At 68.4% G+C, this 18,334-nt stretch carries 17 protein-coding genes and 2 pseudogenes; 9 read left to right on the top strand and 10 right to left on the bottom strand.

What is annotated here, in order from left to right; translation table 11 throughout:
* The first annotated feature begins 146 nt into the window (after positions 1 to 146).
* Positions 147 to 2,336 carry a catalase/peroxidase HPI gene (gene katG / locus ACFV9D_RS10840; RefSeq protein ID WP_385143925.1) on the top strand — a complete coding sequence of 730 codons (2,190 nt, stop codon included), beginning with the start codon at positions 147 to 149 and terminating at the stop codon, positions 2,334 to 2,336.
* 99 nt (positions 2,337 to 2,435) lie between these two features.
* On the opposite strand, the gene ACFV9D_RS10835 is transcribed toward katG, so the two are convergent.
* Positions 2,436 to 3,107 (bottom strand): hypothetical protein, encoded by a 672-nt coding sequence (locus ACFV9D_RS10835; protein WP_385143923.1) that lies wholly within the window; start codon positions 3,105 to 3,107, stop codon positions 2,436 to 2,438.
* Positions 3,108 to 3,478: 371 nt separating this feature from the next.
* Here ACFV9D_RS10835 and ACFV9D_RS10830 point away from each other — a divergent pair, with 371 nt between their 5' ends.
* A complete protein-coding gene (locus ACFV9D_RS10830; RefSeq protein ID WP_385143921.1) occupies positions 3,479 to 4,669 on the top strand; it encodes a cytochrome P450 in 1,191 nt (396 codons plus the stop codon).
* A gap of 170 nt (positions 4,670 to 4,839) precedes the next feature.
* On the opposite strand, the gene ACFV9D_RS10825 is transcribed toward ACFV9D_RS10830, so the two are convergent.
* Together ACFV9D_RS10825 and ACFV9D_RS10820 are read right to left on the bottom strand one after the other, a co-directional pair.
* Entirely contained in the window at positions 4,840 to 5,406 is a 567-nt protein-coding gene (locus tag ACFV9D_RS10825) for an SMI1/KNR4 family protein (protein WP_385143919.1), read from the bottom strand.
* A 95-nt stretch (positions 5,407 to 5,501) separates the two neighbouring features.
* Positions 5,502 to 5,885: a VOC family protein gene (locus ACFV9D_RS10820; RefSeq protein ID WP_385143917.1), complete on the bottom strand. Its 384-nt coding sequence runs from the start codon at positions 5,883 to 5,885 to the stop codon at positions 5,502 to 5,504.
* Between the two features lie 270 nt (positions 5,886 to 6,155).
* Between ACFV9D_RS10820 and ACFV9D_RS10815 the strand changes: the two genes are divergently transcribed.
* A complete protein-coding gene (locus ACFV9D_RS10815) occupies positions 6,156 to 6,701 on the top strand; it encodes a hypothetical protein (protein ID WP_385143915.1) in 546 nt (181 codons plus the stop codon).
* A gap of 253 nt (positions 6,702 to 6,954) precedes the next feature.
* Positions 6,955 to 7,080 (top strand): annotated as a pseudogene (locus ACFV9D_RS10810) (IS5/IS1182 family transposase); the annotation flags it as partial.
* Between the two features lie 12 nt (positions 7,081 to 7,092).
* On the opposite strand, the gene ACFV9D_RS10805 reads toward ACFV9D_RS10810, so the two are convergent.
* A complete protein-coding gene (locus tag ACFV9D_RS10805; RefSeq protein ID WP_385143913.1) occupies positions 7,093 to 7,599 on the bottom strand; it encodes a hypothetical protein in 507 nt (168 codons plus the stop codon).
* 269 nt (positions 7,600 to 7,868) lie between these two features.
* Here ACFV9D_RS10805 and zapE point away from each other — a divergent pair, with 269 nt between their 5' ends.
* On the top strand, positions 7,869 to 8,378 hold the full coding sequence (gene zapE, locus ACFV9D_RS10800; protein ID WP_385143911.1) for an AFG1/ZapE family ATPase: 510 nt from the start codon (positions 7,869 to 7,871) through the stop codon (positions 8,376 to 8,378).
* Between the two features lie 779 nt (positions 8,379 to 9,157).
* On the opposite strand, the gene ACFV9D_RS10795 is transcribed toward zapE, so the two are convergent.
* Both ACFV9D_RS10795 and ACFV9D_RS10790 read right to left on the bottom strand, forming a co-directional pair.
* Positions 9,158 to 9,484, bottom strand: coding sequence for a hypothetical protein (locus ACFV9D_RS10795; RefSeq protein ID WP_385143909.1), 327 nt, complete (start codon positions 9,482 to 9,484; stop codon positions 9,158 to 9,160).
* Positions 9,485 to 9,526: 42 nt separating this feature from the next.
* Positions 9,527 to 9,920: pseudogene (locus ACFV9D_RS10790) on the bottom strand (transposase); the annotation flags it as partial.
* A 96-nt stretch (positions 9,921 to 10,016) separates the two neighbouring features.
* Between ACFV9D_RS10790 and ACFV9D_RS10785 the strand changes: the two are divergent.
* Positions 10,017 to 10,346 (top strand): hypothetical protein, encoded by a 330-nt coding sequence (locus ACFV9D_RS10785; RefSeq protein WP_385143907.1) that lies wholly within the window; start codon positions 10,017 to 10,019, stop codon positions 10,344 to 10,346.
* Between the two features lie 103 nt (positions 10,347 to 10,449).
* Here ACFV9D_RS10785 and ACFV9D_RS10780 read toward each other — a convergent pair whose 3' ends face one another.
* Together ACFV9D_RS10780 and ACFV9D_RS10775 are read right to left on the bottom strand one after the other, a co-directional pair.
* Positions 10,450 to 11,223, bottom strand: coding sequence for a class I SAM-dependent methyltransferase (locus ACFV9D_RS10780; protein ID WP_385143905.1), 774 nt, complete (start codon positions 11,221 to 11,223; stop codon positions 10,450 to 10,452).
* A gap of 121 nt (positions 11,224 to 11,344) precedes the next feature.
* Entirely contained in the window at positions 11,345 to 12,064 is a 720-nt protein-coding gene (locus ACFV9D_RS10775; RefSeq protein WP_385143903.1) for a DUF6082 family protein, read from the bottom strand.
* A gap of 343 nt (positions 12,065 to 12,407) precedes the next feature.
* Between ACFV9D_RS10775 and ACFV9D_RS10770 the strand changes: the two genes are divergently transcribed.
* Genes ACFV9D_RS10770 through ACFV9D_RS10760 form a run of 3 tightly spaced genes read left to right on the top strand, consistent with a single transcriptional unit; the run spans position 12,408 to position 15,241 of the window.
* On the top strand, positions 12,408 to 13,196 hold the full coding sequence (locus ACFV9D_RS10770; RefSeq protein WP_385143901.1) for a hypothetical protein: 789 nt from the start codon (positions 12,408 to 12,410) through the stop codon (positions 13,194 to 13,196).
* Positions 13,197 to 14,579, top strand: a complete 1,383-nt coding sequence (locus ACFV9D_RS10765; RefSeq protein ID WP_385143899.1) for a hypothetical protein — start codon at positions 13,197 to 13,199, stop codon at positions 14,577 to 14,579. It begins immediately after the preceding gene.
* On the top strand, positions 14,576 to 15,241 hold the full coding sequence (locus ACFV9D_RS10760; RefSeq protein ID WP_385143897.1) for an FkbM family methyltransferase: 666 nt from the start codon (positions 14,576 to 14,578) through the stop codon (positions 15,239 to 15,241). The genes ACFV9D_RS10765 and ACFV9D_RS10760 overlap by 4 nt, the downstream gene beginning before the upstream one ends.
* Before the next feature lie 70 nt (positions 15,242 to 15,311).
* Here ACFV9D_RS10760 and ispG read toward each other — a convergent pair whose 3' ends face one another.
* Positions 15,312 to 16,463 (bottom strand): flavodoxin-dependent (E)-4-hydroxy-3-methylbut-2-enyl-diphosphate synthase, encoded by a 1,152-nt coding sequence (ispG, locus tag ACFV9D_RS10755; protein WP_385143895.1) that lies wholly within the window; start codon positions 16,461 to 16,463, stop codon positions 15,312 to 15,314.
* A gap of 40 nt (positions 16,464 to 16,503) precedes the next feature.
* Complete coding sequence (locus tag ACFV9D_RS10750) at positions 16,504 to 18,324, bottom strand: 1-deoxy-D-xylulose-5-phosphate synthase (protein ID WP_385143893.1); 1,821 nt, start codon at positions 18,322 to 18,324, stop codon at positions 16,504 to 16,506.
* Positions 18,325 to 18,334 lie beyond the last annotated feature (10 nt).

The following is an 18,334-nucleotide window of genomic DNA, read 5'->3' as shown; positions in this document are numbered from 1 at the left end:
TCTGCGTGTTCTCGTAGCCGTGCCGTCTGCGGTGCGCGACCATAACGTGCGCCGACACACGCTCGATCATCGACGTCTTTCGTGAGGACCACGGGCGCGGGTCGCCATGCTCGAGACCGGAAATACAAACAGGAAGAAGGATGGACGTGTCCGGCAGCGAAAGCGAGAACCCGGTAATCCCCTCCCCCACCACCACGACGACTCCGCCCAGGACGAACCGGGACTGGTGGCCGAACCAGCTCGACCTTCAGGTGCTCCACCAGCACTCGCCCCAGTCCAATCCGATGGACGAGGACTTCGACTACGCGGAGGAGTTCGCGCGTCTCGACGTCGACGCGCTGAAGCAGGACGTCTTCGAGGTGATGACGACGTCGCAGGACTGGTGGCCCGCCGACTACGGCCACTACGGACCGCTCTTCATCCGGATGAGTTGGCATGCCGCGGGGACGTACCGAATCGCCGACGGCCGGGGCGGTGGCGGCTCCGGCGCTCAGCGCTTCGCCCCTCTCAACAGCTGGCCGGACAACGCGAGCCTCGACAAGGCGCGCCGCCTGCTCTGGCCGGTCAAGCAGAAATACGGCCGGAAGATCTCATGGGCCGATCTTCTGGTCTTCGCAGGCAACTGCGCGATGGAATCGATGGGGTTCAAGACGTTCGGATTCGGATTCGGGCGAGAGGACATCTGGGAACCCGAGGAGATCTTCTGGGGGCCCGAGGACACGTGGCTCGGCGATGAGCGCTACAGCGGCGACAGGGAACTCACCGGTCCCTTCGGTGCCGTGCAGATGGGACTGATCTACGTCAATCCGGAGGGCCCCAACGGAAATCCGGATCCGATCGCGGCCGCCCGGGACATTCGCGAGACGTTCGGGCGTATGGCGATGAACGACGAGGAGACGGTGGCGCTCATCGTCGGCGGTCACACGTTCGGCAAGTGCCATGGCGCGGTCGATCCCTCGTACATCGGCCCGGAACCCGAAGCCGCTCCGCTCGAGATGCAGGGCATCGGCTGGCGGAACACGTACGGCAGCGGCAAGGGCGTCGACACGCTCACCAGTGGGCTCGAGGGCGCGTGGACCAACGAGCCGACGAAGTGGGACAACGGGTACCTGGACAACCTGTTCCGGTACGACTGGGAGCTCACGACGAGCCCGGCGGGTGCGCACCAGTGGACCCCGAAGGATCCCTCGGCGAAGGGCACCGTGCCGGATGCCCATGACCCGTCGAAGAGGCACGCTCCCATGATGCTGACGACGGACCTCTCGTTGAAGCTGGATCCGATCTACGCGCCGATCGCGAAGAGCTTCCACGAGAACCCGGACAAGCTCGCGGTCGCGTTCGCCAAGGCGTGGTACAAGCTGTTGCACCGCGACATGGGTCCCGTTGCGCGTTACCTCGGCCCGTGGATTCCCGAGCCGCAGCTGTGGCAGGACCCGGTCCCCGAGGTCGATCACGAACTGGTCGGGGACGAGGACATCGCCGACCTGAAGAGAAGGATCCTCTCCTCGGGACTGTCCGTCTCCCAGCTGGTCACCACCGCCTGGGCGTCGGCGGCGAGCTTCCGCGGCACCGACAAGCGCGGAGGAGCCAACGGGGCACGGATTCGACTCGCGCCGCAGAAGGACTGGGAGGTCAATGACCTGCCCGAGGTGGCCGAGGCGGTGCAGACCCTCGAGCGGATCCAGCAGGACTTCAACCGCTCACAGTCCGGCGGAAAGAAGGTGTCGCTCGCCGACCTGATCGTCCTGGGCGGGTGCGCGGCCGTCGAGCAAGCCGCGAAGAACGCCGGCCACGACATCACCGTCCCGTTCGCACCAGGACGCACGGACGCCTCGCAGGAGCAGACGGACGTGGAGGCGTTCGCCGTGCTCGAACCCCGGGCGGATGCGTTCCGCAACTACCTCCGGGCGGGCGAGAAGTTGTCGCCGGAGACCCTGATGCTGGACCGTGCCAACCTGCTGACGCTGACCGCTCCGGAGCTGACGGTCCTGACCGGCGGCATGCGGGCCCTGAACACCGGCTTCAAGCGATCGCCACACGGCGTCCTCACCGACCGGCCGGAGGCGTTGACGAACGACTTCTTCGTCAACCTCCTGGACATGGGTACGGAGTGGAAGGCGTCCACCTCGGCGGAGAACGTCTTCGAAGGCCTCGATCGCGCCACGGGCGAGGCCAAGTGGACCGCCACCGCCGTCGACCTCGTCTTCGGTTCGCACTCCCAACTCCGCGCGATCGCGGAGGTCTACGCGGCGGAGGACGCGGGAGCGAAGTTCGTGCGTGACTTCGTGGCGGCGTGGGACAAGGTGATGAACCTCGATCGCTTCGACCTCGCGTGAGCCCTGTCCCGGTCGGCCGCGCGTCGGCCGACCGGGACATCGTCGGGACCCGGTTGCGTGCTCCGACCCCGCCCGTACTCCTGCTCGCCGGCTGCCGCTCTAGCCCAATTCCGGGTAATAGCCCTCCTGGTACGGCGACAACGCGGAGATCGCGAGCTCCCCCGCGCCCCGGCAGATCGGGCAGACGCCGTCCCGGTGGCATTCACCGCAGTTCTTCCGCCCGCGGGCCTCGTCGCGCACCCAGCGGCGTCCCCCACATCCGGGGCACCATCCCAGGCCGTCGCACTCGTAGCACAGCACATATCCGGGCGTGACGGTCTCGGCCGTGCGTACCGGCTCCGGCCACTGGAACTCCTCCGGCTCGTTCAAGGCGATCGCCGGCGTCAGCCCGCTGAACCACACGACGGGTACGTGGTCGCCCACCCGGATCTCGATGCTGTTGCCGTCGCGGCGAGCGGTGACCACCATCCAGGACCTGCCGCCGACGTTCTCCTGCGACGTCGCGACCTCCCAGCCCGCCGAGCCGAGCAGCGCGGCCGCGCGGGACACGATGTCGGTGGCGCCGACATTCGCGGGAAGCTCCCCGTTGAAAGAGCTGGTCGAGTATCGGTAGCGGAGCGGTTCGTGCCAGTCGACGATGCTCGGCTCGTCGAGAAACAGCAGACGCAGGTCGCTGCCGGGGGTCAAGTCGTTGATCAGCTCGACCAGTTGCGCGTGCAGGGCTCGGCCCAGCCGGTCCAGCTTTTCGCGTGCGCCCGGTATGGCGCCCATGGCCGCCCCCCTTGCTCGCCGGGCCTGCTCACCGCCCGATCACCGCCCGATCATCGGCATCTTATTGCCGTTCGCCTGGAGTTGGGCTTGGCTGTGGCACGGTCGGCCTGGCCAGGGCGAGAATCGGCGAGTTCGAGGCGCGCCTGAACACTGGGCCCACCCGCCGGTTCCGGCACCACCCGACACCGAGCGCCGACGGCATTGCCTTTGCCGCATCCCATTGCAACGCTTCATTGCATTCACGCCATCGCCGTTGCATCAATTTGCCGCAACCCACCCGCGACAACGCCTCACACGTGATTGACGAAATCATGAACGCAACGTAGCTTTCGACATGCGTCAAACACGTAGCCGCGAGATGAGGAATGGTCATGAGCGAGTCCCTCCACACCGTCACGACGCTTCCGACGGAGCGTCGGCCCGGCTGCCCCTTCGACCCGCCGGCAGAGCTGATCGACGCCCGTCGGCACGGCCCCATCAGCCGCTACACCCACCCCGGCGGCAAGCCCGGCTGGCTGATCACCGGATACGACCTGGTCAGGTCGGTCCTGGCCGACTCGCGGTTCAGCTCGCGCAAGGACCTCATGAACGTGGTCGACTTCGAGCTCCCCCCGGCGCCGCCCGGCGAGTTCCTCCTCATGGACGAACCACAGCACGGCCGCTACAGGAAGCCGCTGGTGGGCAAGTTCACCGCACGGCGGATGCGACTGCTCACCGAGCGCGTCGAGCAGATCACCACCGAGTGCCTCGACGCCATGCAGAAGGCCGGGCCGACGGCCGACCTGGTGACCGCGTTCGCCAAGCCCATCCCCACCATCATCATCTGCGAGCTGCTGGGAGTGCCGTACGAGGACCGCGACTCCTTCCAGGAACAGATCGACAAGTTCATGAACGGGGAGACGGGCGATGAGGACCTGATAGCGGCCTACACCGCGACCCAGAACTACCTCGCACAGCTGGTGGCCGCCAAGCGCGCGAACCCCACCGACGACGTGCTCAGCGAACTCACCGACAGCGACCTGACCGATGAGGAGCTGCAGGGGATCAGCCTCATCCTGCTGGCAGCCGGATTCGACACCACCGCGAACATGCTGGCTCTCGGTGCCTTCGCGCTGCTTCAGAACCCGGCCCAACTGGCCGCGCTGCGCGCCGATCCCGCACTCGTCGACCAGGCCGTGGAGGAGCTGCTGCGGTACCTGAGCGTCGCCAAGTCGTTCATGAGGACGGCGCTGGTGGACGTCGAGGTGGGCGGCCAGACCATAGAGGCCGGCACGACGGTCGTCCTGTCGTACAACACCGCCAACCGCGACCCCGAGCGCTTCCCCGATCCCCACACGCTCGACCTCCAGAGGGAGTCCGGCGGACACCTGGCCTTCGGCCACGGCATCCACCTGTGCCTGGGCGCGCAGCTGGCTCGCGTCGAGATGCGGGTCGCGTTCGCCGCACTGCTCAACCGCTTCCCCACGCTGCGCCTGGCCGTACCGGCCGAGGAGGTCGCCCTGCGCCCGGAGACCGCGGACATCTACGGGGTGAAGAGCCTCCCGGTCACCTGGGACGTGTGACCGCGAGCCGTTGCCAGGTGCGGTCGCGTACGGTCGCCCGCCACCACTGTGATCGCTCGCCTGCGGCGAACACGCCGACGGCGCGGGCGGTCCGGGTCGGTGGGGCGGCCGGGGCCGGGCCGCCCCACCGACCCGCAGACGTGCACCGGCTTCGCTCTACCGACGTCCAACTAGCGGTTGCCCGCCGTGGTCAGGTCTTGCTGGTGGTACCGCGCCTGTCCGCCGGGCCAGTGACGGGAAAGGAAGGGCGGGCGGTCGATCCGGTCGAAGCAGCGAACGACGAAGTCCGTGAATGTGCCGGCGGTCTCGAACCAGCCGCCGCACCCGCCCTGCACGACGATGCGCCACTCGTCAGGGTCCGGCTCCAGGGGCAGGAAGAAGTACGCATTGCCCTCCTCGTCGTGCCCCCACTCGATGAGGCCACCCGCTTCGGGGTGAAACGGCCAGGGGTACAGATCCGCGTCCCGATCCTCAGGCAGGCGTGGCGGCCAGAGACGCTCCGCCTCCTCCGCGGTACCGGCCACTGGCCGGTCCAGCCACAGGTACCCGTCGATGGCCCCTGGCCCGTAGAGATCAAGAAACGCCTTGTAGTCCGACGGCAGCGTCAGCCCCAGATACGCCTCCGAAGCCTCCCACAACGCCGGCCTCGCCCACCCCCAGGTCTCCGGCTCTCCGAGCAACTCCCTCAACCGACCCAGTCCCAGCCCCAGACCCAGCCCCAGACCCACGACAGCCATGCCTCCCCCACCTCACATGAACGCGTACGGGGCGAACCCTGCCAGGTAGCACCGACGGTGCCCACTCGCTGCTCTTCGCGCCGGGACGCACGTGGTCAGAGGGGCCGGAGCCGGGCGTGCAGAAGGCAGAATTCGTTGCCTTCCGGGTCGGCCAGGACGTGCCAGTTCTCGGTGCCGGTCTGGCCGACGTCGGCGGGCCTGGCGCCGAGGGCGAGCAGCCGCTCCAGCTCGGCGCCCTGGTCGCGGTCGGTGGCGCTGACGTCGATGTGCAGGGGGAGCTTCCCGCTCCGCGGAGCGCGGCTGGAGCTGAGGACCAGGGTGGGCTGCAGGCCGCCGAAGCCGGCGTCGGGCGGTCCGATCTCGATGCTTCCGTCGTCCTCCCGGCCGAGTTCGACGTAGCCGAGGACCTCGCTCCAGAATGCGGCGAGCCGCTCGGGGTCGGCGGCGTCGATGACCAGCTCACTGATACGGCATGCCATGCCCGTCAGCGTACGTGGACAACCCGAGAATCGGGGAGATTCGGGAAGGCTGGCAGCCGATGCGAGGAGGAGGACTGCGTCCCGTAACTGGCCTGGCCCGGGGGTATGGGCGGAGTGCAGTGGTTCTGCAGCTGTCGTACTCCTGCCGGGCCTGCTGTGCCTGCTATGCCTGTTGGGACAAGAGCCTGTGCTGGGCTCAGCCGTTGTGATGTGCTGAGCCATTGGCCCAGCAGGGCGCGGACTGCCGGAAACGTCGACGCGGAGAGGCACATGGAGCTCGGAACCGCAACGCAGTTGATCACCGTTGGGGCGACTCTGAGCGGCGTTGTCCTGACTCTTCTGGCCAACGCCTACCTCGAGCACCGCCGGGCACGGGACACGCGCGAACTTGAGTCGATGCGCATTGATTCGGAGCATTCGAAGTGGCTGCGGGAGGAACGTACGAAGGCTTACGCCGGCCTCTCGCTTGCAGGCGAGGAGGTGCTGCAGTTCATACGTTCTGAGATGCCACTGCTCATCGGCTCAGAGGGTGCTGGTCGACGTGCTGATGCGGAAGCTCGCTGGCGCGAACTTCGCACCGAGCTCCGGAAGGCGTACAACCAGGTAGCGCTCTTCGGCGCCGACCAGGCTCGGACAGCCGGCCTGCACATGTGGCGGACCGCGCGTAACGAAGGCAACGACTTTCTACGTGGCCTCGACGAAGCCCCCTCCGATCAGCTCGACCTCTCCGAGCAGATCAGGACGATCACATCGGACCTCGGGACGGCTGGCGATCGGTTCCTGGAAGCCTGCCGCAGTGATCTACAGGGTGGATGATCCCCCCTTGCAAGCAAGGCCCGGTCCTGACAGGCGAGCCTGCAGGCAGAGGAAGTACCGGCGCCGGCAGGCGGGGCAGGTCTGCCGGGCGGCCATCGCCTTGTCGAGCGCGGCTCCTTCGCGAGCGTCATCGGGATGTTGGGCAGGGCCCGGTCGATCCGGCACAGCCACGCGCACCGCGTGGGATGCGGTCTACGGGTACTTCGCCGCCTGGCAGAAGGACGGCGCGTTCGACCGGGTCGACGGCCTCCTCCGACGGCTCGCGCGCGACTACGAAACCCATCCGCACCGTTCTCGAGCCATGATCGAACTGGCGATGGTTGACCTGATAGGCCGCCGGCTGACCAGGGAATCCACCCCGAACCGGCGCGATACCTGAACTCCTGGCGCATCAATGGAACGGGTGGGACCGCTGGCTCGGACCGGGAGGGTCGAAGCTCACCCCGTTCTCGTCGAGTGCGTTGAAGACGGTCACGCGACCCGTCTCGAAGGCGAAGCTGATGTCGACGTTTCCCTGAGCGACGTCCCCGTCTGTCCATTGGAGCAGTTCGGCCCCCTTGAGCGGGATCCCTCGCAGAGCCTGGAGCCCGGGGAAAGGATCGGGGCGCCACTGCAGATCGAAGTCGGGCCACCGGACGGGACGGGTGGGGTCGATCATGTTCCACGTGAGGGAGAGATCGCCGAGCTTTTGATGGTTGATCTCGACCTGCTCGCCTTCGAAGTCGAACAGCACCGGGCAGTCGCAGAACCACTCGTCATCCCTGAGGTCCCAGACCATCCAGACTCTCGTGAGCGGTCGGCCGGCAAGACCACGCAGACGATGGCCATGCTTCTGCACGACGTCACTACGGCCGTCCAACCATGCCGGTTGGTAACCCGCGATGCCGAAATCGAACATGACGTCATCTTTCCAGAGGCGCCCCTCCCACTTCCCGGCACTCGACGGACACGACGCCCGCCTGGCCACCCGCCCGACCCCGGTCCACGTCGCCGGGCCCTCAGAACTGCTGTGTACCCGGGCCCTGATTCGATGCTGCCTGCACTCCAGTCCAGCGTGAGCCCAGCTGTCGCGGCGTCGAGGTCCCAGCCCGGGGTGCCGGGCGATCGCCCGGCCTGGGTGGCCTTGGGCGAGCAGCTCGTGGACCAGGGCGTGTTCGGCTTGCTCGCGTGCGGTTCGCTCCCCCTCCGTACGCCGCGTCGGCGTCGACCGTGCGGCTGTCGTCCTTTGACTTCTCGCCGGTGCGGGCCCAGGGCGCCTGCCTCACGCACGCGGACGACGCCCTGACCGACCTGGGCATCCCCTCGCCCCGCCCGGCCGAGGCCGGCCCCGTCCCCGCACCGGGTGAACTGCCCGCCAAAGCGGTCCGGCCCGGCCTCGCGTGGCTCGGCTGCGACGTCCTGTGCGAGGGCAGCACCGCGGTGCCCGACTACCTGATGCTCGCCGAGCAGTTCGACACCCTGGTCCTCGACGGCGTATCGCCGCTCCCGGACTACACCCCCGACGCGCGGCGGCGGTTCACCAACCTGGTCGACGTGTGCTGCGACCGCGACGTCCGGCTGGTCCTGATCGGCGCCGACCCGGTGGCCGGCGGCCCCGGCATGACCGGTCTCCTGCACGACCTGGACCGCACACTGAGCCGGCTGTCGATGCTGCACCGGACCCGGCGAGCCGGTTGACCGGATCATCCGACGCGCACGTACTCCGCCCGACCTTCAGGTAGTGCCTCGTGCCTCGCAAGAACGTCCGCACGAAATGTCGGGGCACTCTGCATACTGCGCACACCGCGACCTCGGCCGACCGAGGTCTGCTCGACCGCCGCCTTCGCGACCGCCATCGACGAGGCCGTGGCCGACGGGTGGACCCGGAGGCCGTCACTCTCGCGTGCCGGGAACGAGGCCGGCGAAGGCGGCCGCGTACGCTGGGGCGACTTCGACGGCGACGGCAGGCCCGACCAAGTGGCCATCGCCTACAACGGAGCAGACTCCGTCCGCCTCAACCGCGGGGGGCACCCTGCCCGGCGGCGAAGGATGGCAGGATCTGAGCCAGGTCGTGTGGGGCTGAACAACGGGGGTGACGCCTCCGGCACCAACGGCTGGCGGCTCACCGGACGCGTCACCACTGCGACGCATGACCGTGCGCGGGTGCGCTTCGCGGACAACGACGGCGACCACCGGGCGGGCTACCTCGTCATCAAGCCCGACGGAGGGGTCGGACCTCTACCTCAACCGCGGCGGCGACTTCACCGGTCCGCACGGCTGGCAGACCGTCGGCCAGGTCGCCACCGGCGTCACCACGGACCACACCACCGTCTACTTCGCCGACTTCACCGCCGACACCCACGCCGACCACCTCCACATCGACGCCAACGACACGACCACCGTCTACGCCTGGAACGGCGGCGGCCCCTGCCGGAGCCAACGGCTGGATCAACCTCGGCCCGCAGTAAGACGTCGTTCTACTTGGTGGGTCGCGGACCTGCTTCGGTTACGAGTTGAGCCAGTTGGTGCAGGCGCTGCCAGTAAGGGGGGTCCTCTGTTGCGCTGAGCAACGGCAGGATCTGCTCCAGGTCTGCGATGCGGTTGTGCAGGATCCTCTGGCGCTCTGCATCGAGAAAACCGTCGTTGTTTTGCCAGGTGGACACGCACCCGGCGATGGCGGCATCGAGTAGGACCAGGTCGACGCCTGCCCGGTCCGCACCGCGTAGTCCGGCGGGGAACGGCGCACGCATGTGTTCCTGCCACGAGTGGGCCACGACAGCGACGGACTCATCAGTTCTGTTCACACGATCCATTATCGCGCAGCGTTCCCCCGTGAAGGATGGTGTTCACCTGCTCAGACGGCGGCAGATGAGGGCTGCGGCTGTGCCGACCATGGCAAGGAAGTGCTCGGCCTTGCGTTCGGAGCGACGGTGGAGCCGTCGACAGCCGGCCAGCCAGGACACGGTTCTCTCGGCTACCCATCGGTGGCGGCCGAGCAGTTGTGAGGAGTCGACACCCTTGCGGGTGACGCGGTACCGGATGCCGCGGCTGCGGAGCCATCGACGCAGGTGGTCGTAGTCGTAACCCTCGTCGGCGTGCAGGTGGATCTCCGATCCTGCTGCGATCGGTCGGATTCGGTCCGGTCAAAGGCCCCTTTGCAGCCCGGACGCTGACCGAGTCGATCGCGCACCGCGACCAGTCCAACTCCCCTCGGGCGCCGAGCTCGTCGAGGACGACGCGGGCGGGTCGCTGTTCGGCCAGTACCTTGTCTCGCGAGCGAGTACCCGGCAGCTCGAAGTGCAGGAATCGGCCGCGCACCGCAGGGTGCTGAAGGACGTGATCCTCAAGTTCCTGAGCATTGCGTCGCGGGTGGAGAAGGCGGTGCTCAGGCACCTTCCCAGTGACGGCACTTCGACCGACCTCGAGCTCGACCCCCTTGTCGATGACCTGTGGCTCGCGCAGGCGGAAATCGATCTGGCTGCCAGAAGCGAGCCTCTGCGGGGCGCGACCTGTCGATATGCGGCGCGTCTTACCGAGGCGGCCCGCGGCGACATGGCCGACACGTCCGCGCTGCGCGGGCCGCAGGTGCAGTTCATGGACGCAGCGTATGACGACATGTGGCCTGGCCAGCGACGGGCAACCGGGGATTCCCCCGCACCTCGGTGAGACCGCGGTTGTCGGTGACGACGGTGGCGTAGAGCGCGGCCTGGTAGGCGACGGCGAGTTTGTCGCATCGCGTGGCCAGTCGAGTCACCCCAAAGGAAATTCCCTAGTCGTCCGCGCCGGTAGCCGACGGCGGTACCTCGGCGACGAAGAACAGGAAGGTGGGTTTGGTCGAGAGGGCATGGAAGTCGTCGGGGAACAGCTCACGGGCGGCCGGGTCGGGCTGCGGCTCGCTGACGACGGCAAGGCGGAAGCCGGCGGCAGTGAGGGCATCGGTCATCGCGTGCAATGGCTTGCGCCAGAACCTCATCGGGGCGGACTGTCCGTTGAACGTCCAGTCGAAGGCATAGCTGCTGGTCGCAAAGTAGTTGGGCCGAGGATCCTGGAACGTGTAGGCCACGAAGGGGTGGTCCACCGACGCGATCAGCCGGCCGCCGGGCCTGAGCACTCGCCGCAACTCGGCCAGTGTCGGCCCCCAGTCCTCCAGGTAGTGCAGCACCAGTGACGCGACCACGTCGTCGAACGCACCGTCCGCGAACGGCAGGCGGTCGCGCAGGTCGACCACGTGCAGAGCTACGTCGTCACCGAGCCGCCGCCTTGCCAACTCCAGCATCCCGGCGCTGGCGTCGATGCCGGTGACGACCGCACCGCGGTCGCGCAGTGCAGCCGTCAGGGGGCCCGACCCGCAACCGGCGTCCAGGATCCGACGGCCGGCCACGTCTCCGGCGAGCGCCACCATCGCGGGCCGCTCGTAGTACGCGTTCACGAGGCTGTTCTCGTTCTCCGACGAGTACGCGTCGGCGAAACTGTCGTAGTCATTCACCCGGGCCGGATCTGCAGACTGAGCGAGACTCTCGGGCACATCGGTTACGTGTTCCATCGGCGCAGCCTAAGGGCTGTGGTCCGTAAATGATCTCTGAGTCGCCTTGGGCTGGGTCGGTCGCGGTGTGGTCGTCTCGCCTGTCCGGCGAGGGCGAGGCGCACCATCCCAAGGAGTGCTATCAGCGTCGGCTACGGAGAACCGTTCCAAGGGCCAGTCCGGTGCCCAGGCCGATCAGAACGCCGACCGAGGCCCTCCACCGGTGCGATGCCCCCGCAGCGTGCCCGGAGGGCGAGCTGGGCGCGAGCGGAGGGCGGGGCGGTGGGCCGGCGGCCACGGCACGCGCGTGCTCCTCACCCACGACGCCGACGAAGCGTCGACCGATACGGCTCCCGGACGAGCGGGCGATCCACGACGCCTCAGCCCTCCTCCAGTAGTCACGCCCAGCCCTTCCGCTGAACATCCCGGCCAGCATGTCCCGTAGAAGGGCCTCAGGAATCGTCCCGATCTCGAAGCCCATCCACGCGTAGTTCATCATCAGATCGGCGTACACGTGCTGCTTCTGCTCGTCCGGATCGACGATGTCCGTGACGCCCCACACAGGCTGGAAGAGTGCCATGTCGTCCAGTTCCAGCCGGGCCAGCTCAAGGTAGTAGCTGCGAATTCCCTGAATCTGCTCCGCCCTGGCTTGCCGATTCTGAACGATCAGCGACACCGCGACGCCGGTCAACGCCAGCGCCGACACGATCGCCGATGTGAAGCCGTAGGCGGCGCCGACCTGGCTCAGCCGGTTCCAGTTGACGCCCCGAGACCCGGATATCTCCTCCAGCACGAGAGGCGAAAACAGCACGACCGTCAGTGCCATCGCCGCGGCGGCAAGCAGCAACAGAACCTTGGTCACCCGGCGAACCACCCATGCCGGCCCCGCAGACCCATGACGAACCATCAGGTCAGGCACCCCCAAGTCGGTCTGCCCCTGCGGCGAGACCGAGCCTGGGCAGCCTACTTCCAGTCGACACCCCGGGTTCGCCCACCTGTTCGCCCGCCCCTGGCTACCCGGAGCAGGCGAACACCTACCCACGGAACCTTTACGGGACAGCCCTAGTTGGGCGTCATCTCCTTGCCCCTTCTGAGCGCACATAGAGCCTGCTGTGCGTGTCATCCGGAGACTTCCTGAAGTTTCCTATCCCCCATGTGCTAGGCGTGGAGAGCAGGCATCTCCCCCGGGCCAGAAGGGCATGTGCGTGACTGTCGGCGAAGAGCTCAAGAGGCCAGCCCCTCCATCACTGCGAACTCTCGCGACCAGCCGACGAGTGAACGCCCTGTTCAGGGCGATGTCCGCGGACCTCCTGCTCCGGGAGCAGTTCGTCACCGACCCGGCGCAAATCCTTTCCGAGTACGTCGACGGCAACAGGATCTCGCCACAGAAGGCCTCTGTCGTCAACCAGCTGATCTACTCGGTGGCATCCGACGCGGAGGCGCTGCGGTGGCTGCGGGGCTACGTCATGGCGCACCGCGACACACCCGTACCCCGGGACCGGTTCATGGTGGACCTCGGCCGCGCGGTGACCGAGAGGAAGTCGGTTCATGTCGTTCTCGCGCTCCTGAGGTTCTCTCTCGAAAGAGAAGACATCGCCGCCGTCGTCGATGGGGACCTGGTACCGATCGTCAGCGACTGCGGGCTCTTCCGGGACGAACGCGAGTCCGGTACGGAGACGAGCACGGGTACCCAGTTCGGCACGCAAACGAGCGGAACCCACATGAGCACCGGAGCCGTCATCTCCGGCACCGAGACGAGCACAGGCACGCAGTTCGGCACCGAGACGAGCGGGACCCACATGAGCACAGGAGCCGTCATCTCCGGCACCGAGACGAGCACGGGTACCCAGTTCGGCACCGAGGTCAGCGGGACGCAAGTGAGCACCGTCGTCAGTCTTTTCGGTGGCCATTACGTTCCGGCTCTCGAGGCTCTCGTCGAGTACTCCGTCCGGCTACGCGACCGCGGGGTACTGGAAAGCGTTGGGAACCAGTAGGTGGAGGACCTCCGCGCCCCGGACGCAAGCCTCCCACGCGGTGCCGAGCACGTGCACAACCTCGGCCGCACCCGCCAGGAGCAGGGTGATCACGAGGGAGCCGTCACCTGTTTCCGGGAAGCGCTGCGCGCCGCTCCCCACCTGCGCGTCGTGCGCCGGGATCTCACGACGTCCCTGGCACGGCTCGGCCGGAGTGACGAGTGCGTCTCTCTGTGGCGAGGCGAGGCCGCCTACGATGCCGAAGACCTCGCCTGGCTGGAGCACCAGTCCTGGCTCGCCCTGTTGACCCATGACCTTCCGATCGCAGGCGAGTACGCGCGTATTCATGCTGCGGTCCGCCTGGGCAGCGCGTGGTACCCCCGATCCGCCCCGCCGCCGAGCGCAGTGGATCCGGAGATCCGCCTGACGATTCCGAAGCTGCGCCACGACATCGAGCAGTTCCGGTACCTGCAGCGGCGCGGCGTCCTCGGTGAGGAGTTCACCGACATCATCAGCGCCTTTCAGGAGACGGTTTCCCGCCTGGAGTCGGCCGGTGCGGAGGGGCAAACGCCGATGGATGCCGCTGCCGGGCGGAGTATCGAGCGCGTCTACGGCCGGCTCATCCATGTGCGGGACACTCCCCGCGTGCGGCGTGCCCTGTCCGACGCGTGGAAGCCCCGGGAGGTGGAGAACCAGTATCTCGATCAGCCGCCGGGCGTCGTCGTCATCGACGACTTCCTCGCTCCCGAGGCGCTCGAGAGCCTCCAGCAATTCTGTCTGGAATCCACCGTATGGCTGGGAAACCGCTACGCGCATGGACGGCTCGGCGCCTTCTTCCGGGACGGTTTCAACTGCCCGCTGCTGCTCCAGATCGCCGAAGAGATCCGGAACGCCTTGCCCCGGGTGATCGGCAAGCGCTACCCGCTTCGCCAGTTGTGGGCATTCAAGAACCAGAGCAACTTCCCGGCGGATTCCAACACGCACGCGGATTTCGCCGCCGTCAACCTGAACTTCTGGATCACTCCGACTGACGCCAATCTGGACGAGGAGACAGGAGGCCTTGTCGTCTACGGGGTCGACGCTCCTCTCGATTGGGACTTCGCCACGTACAACAACCGCACCGACGTCATCGAGCCCTTCCTGCGACAGCAGCACGCGAAGGCCTTCAAGATTCCCTATCGTCAGAATCGAGCGATTCTGTTCAACTCGGACCTGTTCCACGGCACGGATGGCCTGTGTTTCCGCCCGGGGTACGAGAACCGGCGCATCAACATCACGATGCTCTACGGTGAGCGGGAGCACGACGCCCACCATCGACAGCTCTCACCCACTTCCCCGGAAGGTTCGTCCGGAGCCGCCTGGCGTTCCGAGGCCTTCAGCCGCGTTCGGGGAAACAGGTTGTGACCTCCCAGTACAGTCAGGACGAATTCGTCGTCGACGTACTCGATGGAATGCGCGACGGGTTCTTCCTCGACTCCGGGGCGTCGGACGGTGTGCAGGCGAGCAACACTCGCCTGCTCGAGGAGTCCTTCGGTTGGTCGGGCATCTGTGTCGAGCCGAACAGGGAGTTCTTTGCGCGGCTCGTGGAGAATCGTCGGTGTGTCTGCCTGAACTGTTGCCTCTACGACCGGGAAGGCGGCGTCGACTTCGTGGAGGCCGGCACGGTCGGGGGGATCCTCCACGAATACGATCCCTCCCTGCTGCGATACGCCAAAGGGTTTCTGCAGGTCTCCGACGGCAGCAGGCCTCCCACGGTCCGCAGGACCGCGCGTACGGTCCGCTCGGTCCTGGACGGATGCGGGGCTCCCCCCGTCATCGACTACTGGAGCCTCGACACCGAGGGTTCGGAACTGACGATCCTGCTGAGCTTCCCTTTCGACCGGTACTCCTTCCGTGTCTTGACGATCGAGCACAACTGGCTGCCGGTCCGCTCCCGCATCCGGGCCTTCCTCGAAAGCCGCGGGTACCTCTGGGTGCGGGAGGCCGGCTGCGACGACTGCTACGTGCGGCACGACGTCCTGCGCCGTCCGGCCTGGCGAAGCAGTGTGTGGAGGCGGGGGCGCTAGCGGGGACCGGACCGGACCGGCCACGAACAGGGAGGAAAGGCGTGGCCGGCGTGTGGATCGACGAGCCGGGTCAGGCGACCGTGAGGACCTGCGGGGTGCCGGCGGCGGTGGGGTCGAAGGTGTCGGCGAGGCGCATCGCCTCCTCGATCAGCGTCTCGACGATCTTCGACTCCGGGACGGTCCGGATCACCTCGCCCCTGACGAAGATCTGGCCCTTTCCGTTGCCGGAGGCCACGCCGAGGTCGGCTTCGCGGGCCTCGCCCGGGCCGTTGACCACGCAGCCCATCACGGCGACGCGCAGGGGGATCTCCATGCCCTCCAGGCCTGCGCTCACCTCGGCGGCGAGCTTGTAGACGTCCACCTGGGCACGGCCGCACGAGGGGCAGGAGACGATGTCCAGCTTGCGCGGGCGCAGGTTGAGGGACTGGAGGATCTGGGTGGCGACCTTGACCTCCTCGACCGGGGGCGCCGAGAGCGAGACCCGGACGGTGTCACCGATGCCCTGGCGGAGCAGCGCGCCGAAGGCGACGGCGGACTTCACGGTGCCCTGGAACGCCGGGCCGGCCTCGGTGACGCCGAGGTGGAGGGGGTAGTCGGAGGCCTCGGCGAGGAGTTCGTAGGCGCGGACCATGACGACGGGGTCGTTGTGCTTGACGGAGATCTTGAGGTCGTGGAAGTCGTGCTCGGCGAAGAGGCTCGCCTCCCACAGCGCCGACTCGACGAGGGCCTCCGGGGTGGCCTTGCCGTGCTTGGCGAGCAGGCGGGCGTCGAGCGAGCCGGCGTTGACGCCGATGCGGATGGGGGTGCCGTGGTCCTTGGCGGCCCGGGCGATGTCCTTGACGCGGTCGTCGAACTTCTTGATGTTGCCGGGGTTGACCCGGACGGCGGCGCAGCCGGCCTCGATGGCGGCGAAGACGTAGCGTGGCTGGAAGTGGATGTCCGCGATCACCGGGATCGGCGACTTGGCGGCGATGGTGGGAAGTGCGTCGGCGTCGTCCTGGGAGGGGCAGGCGACCCGGACGATGTCGCAGCCGGCGGTGGCCAGTTCGGCGATCTGCTGGAGGGTGGCGTTGACGTCGGAGGTGAGCGTGGTGGTCATGGACTGCACGGAGATGGGTGACCGGCTGCCCACGCCCACGCTGCCGACCTGGAGCTGGCGGGTGGGGCGGCGGGCGCCGAGGACCGGGGCGGGCATCGACGGGATGCCGAGCGCGACCGTCATGGGGTGTCTCCTGCTCTGGTACGGGTGAGGGGCGGGCGGTTCACTGGTCGGCGCCGACGGGCTGCGGGGTGAGGTGGTCGATCGTGACGGAGTCGTCGCGGCCGGCGAGCGCCTCGACGACGGAGCGGGCGATGTGACGACCGGTCAGGCCGTGGGCGGCGAGGATGTCGTCACGGCGGCCGTGGTCCAGGAAGCGCTGGGGCAGTCCGAACACACGGGTGGGGGTGCGGGCGCCCGCGTCGGCGAGGGCCTGGGCGATCGCGGCTCCGGCGCCGCCGCTGCGGCCGCCGTCCTCGACGGTGGCGACGAGGGAGTGGCCGAGGCCGAGCTCCACCAGGGCGGCGGGGACGGGGGTGATCCACCGGGGGTCGACGACGGTGACGCCGAAGCCGTGCTCGGCGAGCCGGTCGGCCGCCTCCAGGCAGACGCCGGCCATCGCGCCGACGGAGACCAGCAGGACGTCACGGGCGCCCGAGGCGTCGTGGCGCAGGACGTCCATGCCGTCGAGGGTGGCGACGGCGGGGACGTCGTCACCCGTGGAGCCCTTGGGGAAGCGCAGCGCGGTGGGTCCGTCCTGGACGGCGACGGCCTCGCGCAGCGCGCGCCGGAGGGTCGCGGCGTCGCGCGGGGCGGCGACCCTCAGGCCGGGCACCATCTGGAACAGCGACAGGTCCCACATGCCGTTGTGGGAGGCGCCGTCGTCGCCGGTGACGCCGGCCCGGTCGAGGACGAAGGTGACCGGGGCGCGGTGCAGGGCGACGTCGAGCAGCATCTGGTCGAAGGCCCGGTTGAGGAAGGTCGCGTACACCGCCACCACGGGGTGCAGTCCGCCGAGGGCGAGACCGGCGGCCGCGGTGACGGCGTGCTGCTCGGCGATGCCCACGTCGAAGGTGCGGTCGGGGAAGCGCTCGGCGAAGGGGGCGAGGCCGGTGGGGGCCAGCATGGCCGCGGTGAGCGCCACCACGTCGGGGCGCTGCGCGCCGAGTTCGGCCAGCTCCTCGCCGAACACGTCGGTCCAGGCCGGTCCTCGGGAGGCGGGGGGCGCGGCCGGGGCGGCCGGGCGGGGGCGTACGGCGTGGAACCGGTCGGCCTCGTCCTGTTCGGCGGGGGCGTGGCCGCGTCCCTTCTCGGTGAGGCAGTGGACGACGACGGGTCGGCCGAGGCCGGCCGCGTGGCGCAGCGCGCGTTCGAGGGCCGGGATGTCGTGGCCGTCGACGGGACCGACGTAGGCGAGTCCCAGGTTCTCGAAGACGGAGTGCGGGGGGCGGTCCTCGGCGCGCAGCTCCGCGAGGTGGGCGGGGATGCCTCCGACGGTGGGGGCGTAGGAGCGGGTGTTGTCGTTGAGGACGACGACCACCGGGCGGTCGGCGCCGTCGGCGAGGTTGTTCAGTGCCTCCCAGGCCATGCCGCCGGTGAGGGCACCGTCGCCGATGACCGCGACGACGGCGCGGTCGGCGATGCCCCTCAGCCGGTGGGCCTTGGCCAGTCCGTCGGCGTAGGACAGGACGGTGGAGGCATGGGAGTTCTCGATGTGGTCGTGCTCGGACTCGGTGCGCGAGGGGTAGCCGGAGAGTCCGCCGGGCTGGCGCAGGGTGCCGAAGGCGGCGGCCCGACCCGTGATGATCTTGTGGGGGTAGGTCTGGTGGCCGGTGTCCCACAGGATGTGGTCCCGGGGGGACTCGAAGACGCGGTGCAGGGCGAGGGTCAGCTCGACCACACCGAGGCTCGGGCCGAGGTGGCCGCCGGTGCGGGTCACCTCCTCGACGAGGAGTCGCCGGATGTCGGCGGCGAGTTCCTCGGTCTGGTCGGCGGTGAGAGCGCGCAGGTCCGCGGGGCCGTGGAGCGACTCGATCGACGTCATGACAGATCCT

The organism is Streptomyces sp. NPDC059875 (assembly GCF_042731085.1).
Classification (GTDB): Bacteria; Actinomycetota; Actinomycetes; order Streptomycetales; family Streptomycetaceae; genus Streptomyces.
This window is presented reverse-complemented; position numbering and strand designations above follow the sequence as displayed.

Coding starts and splice junctions, on each gene's coding strand:
- ACFV9D_RS10835 (WP_385143923.1), bottom strand. CDS start 3,107: ATGGGCGCCATACCGGGCGCACGCGAAAAGCTGGACCGGCTGGGCCGA.
- ACFV9D_RS10830 (WP_385143921.1), top strand. CDS start 3,479: ATGAGCGAGTCCCTCCACACCGTCACGACGCTTCCGACGGAGCGTCGG.
- ACFV9D_RS10825 (WP_385143919.1), bottom strand. CDS start 5,406: ATGGCTGTCGTGGGTCTGGGGCTGGGTCTGGGGCTGGGACTGGGTCGG.
- ACFV9D_RS10820 (WP_385143917.1), bottom strand. CDS start 5,885: ATGGCATGCCGTATCAGTGAGCTGGTCATCGACGCCGCCGACCCCGAG.
- ACFV9D_RS10815 (WP_385143915.1), top strand. CDS start 6,156: ATGGAGCTCGGAACCGCAACGCAGTTGATCACCGTTGGGGCGACTCTG.
- ACFV9D_RS10805 (WP_385143913.1), bottom strand. CDS start 7,599: ATGTTCGATTTCGGCATCGCGGGTTACCAACCGGCATGGTTGGACGGC.
- ACFV9D_RS10780 (WP_385143905.1), bottom strand. CDS start 11,223: ATGGAACACGTAACCGATGTGCCCGAGAGTCTCGCTCAGTCTGCAGAT.
- ispG (WP_385143895.1), bottom strand. CDS start 16,463: ATGACGGTCGCGCTCGGCATCCCGTCGATGCCCGCCCCGGTCCTCGGC.
- ACFV9D_RS10750 (WP_385143893.1), bottom strand. CDS start 18,324: ATGACGTCGATCGAGTCGCTCCACGGCCCCGCGGACCTGCGCGCTCTC.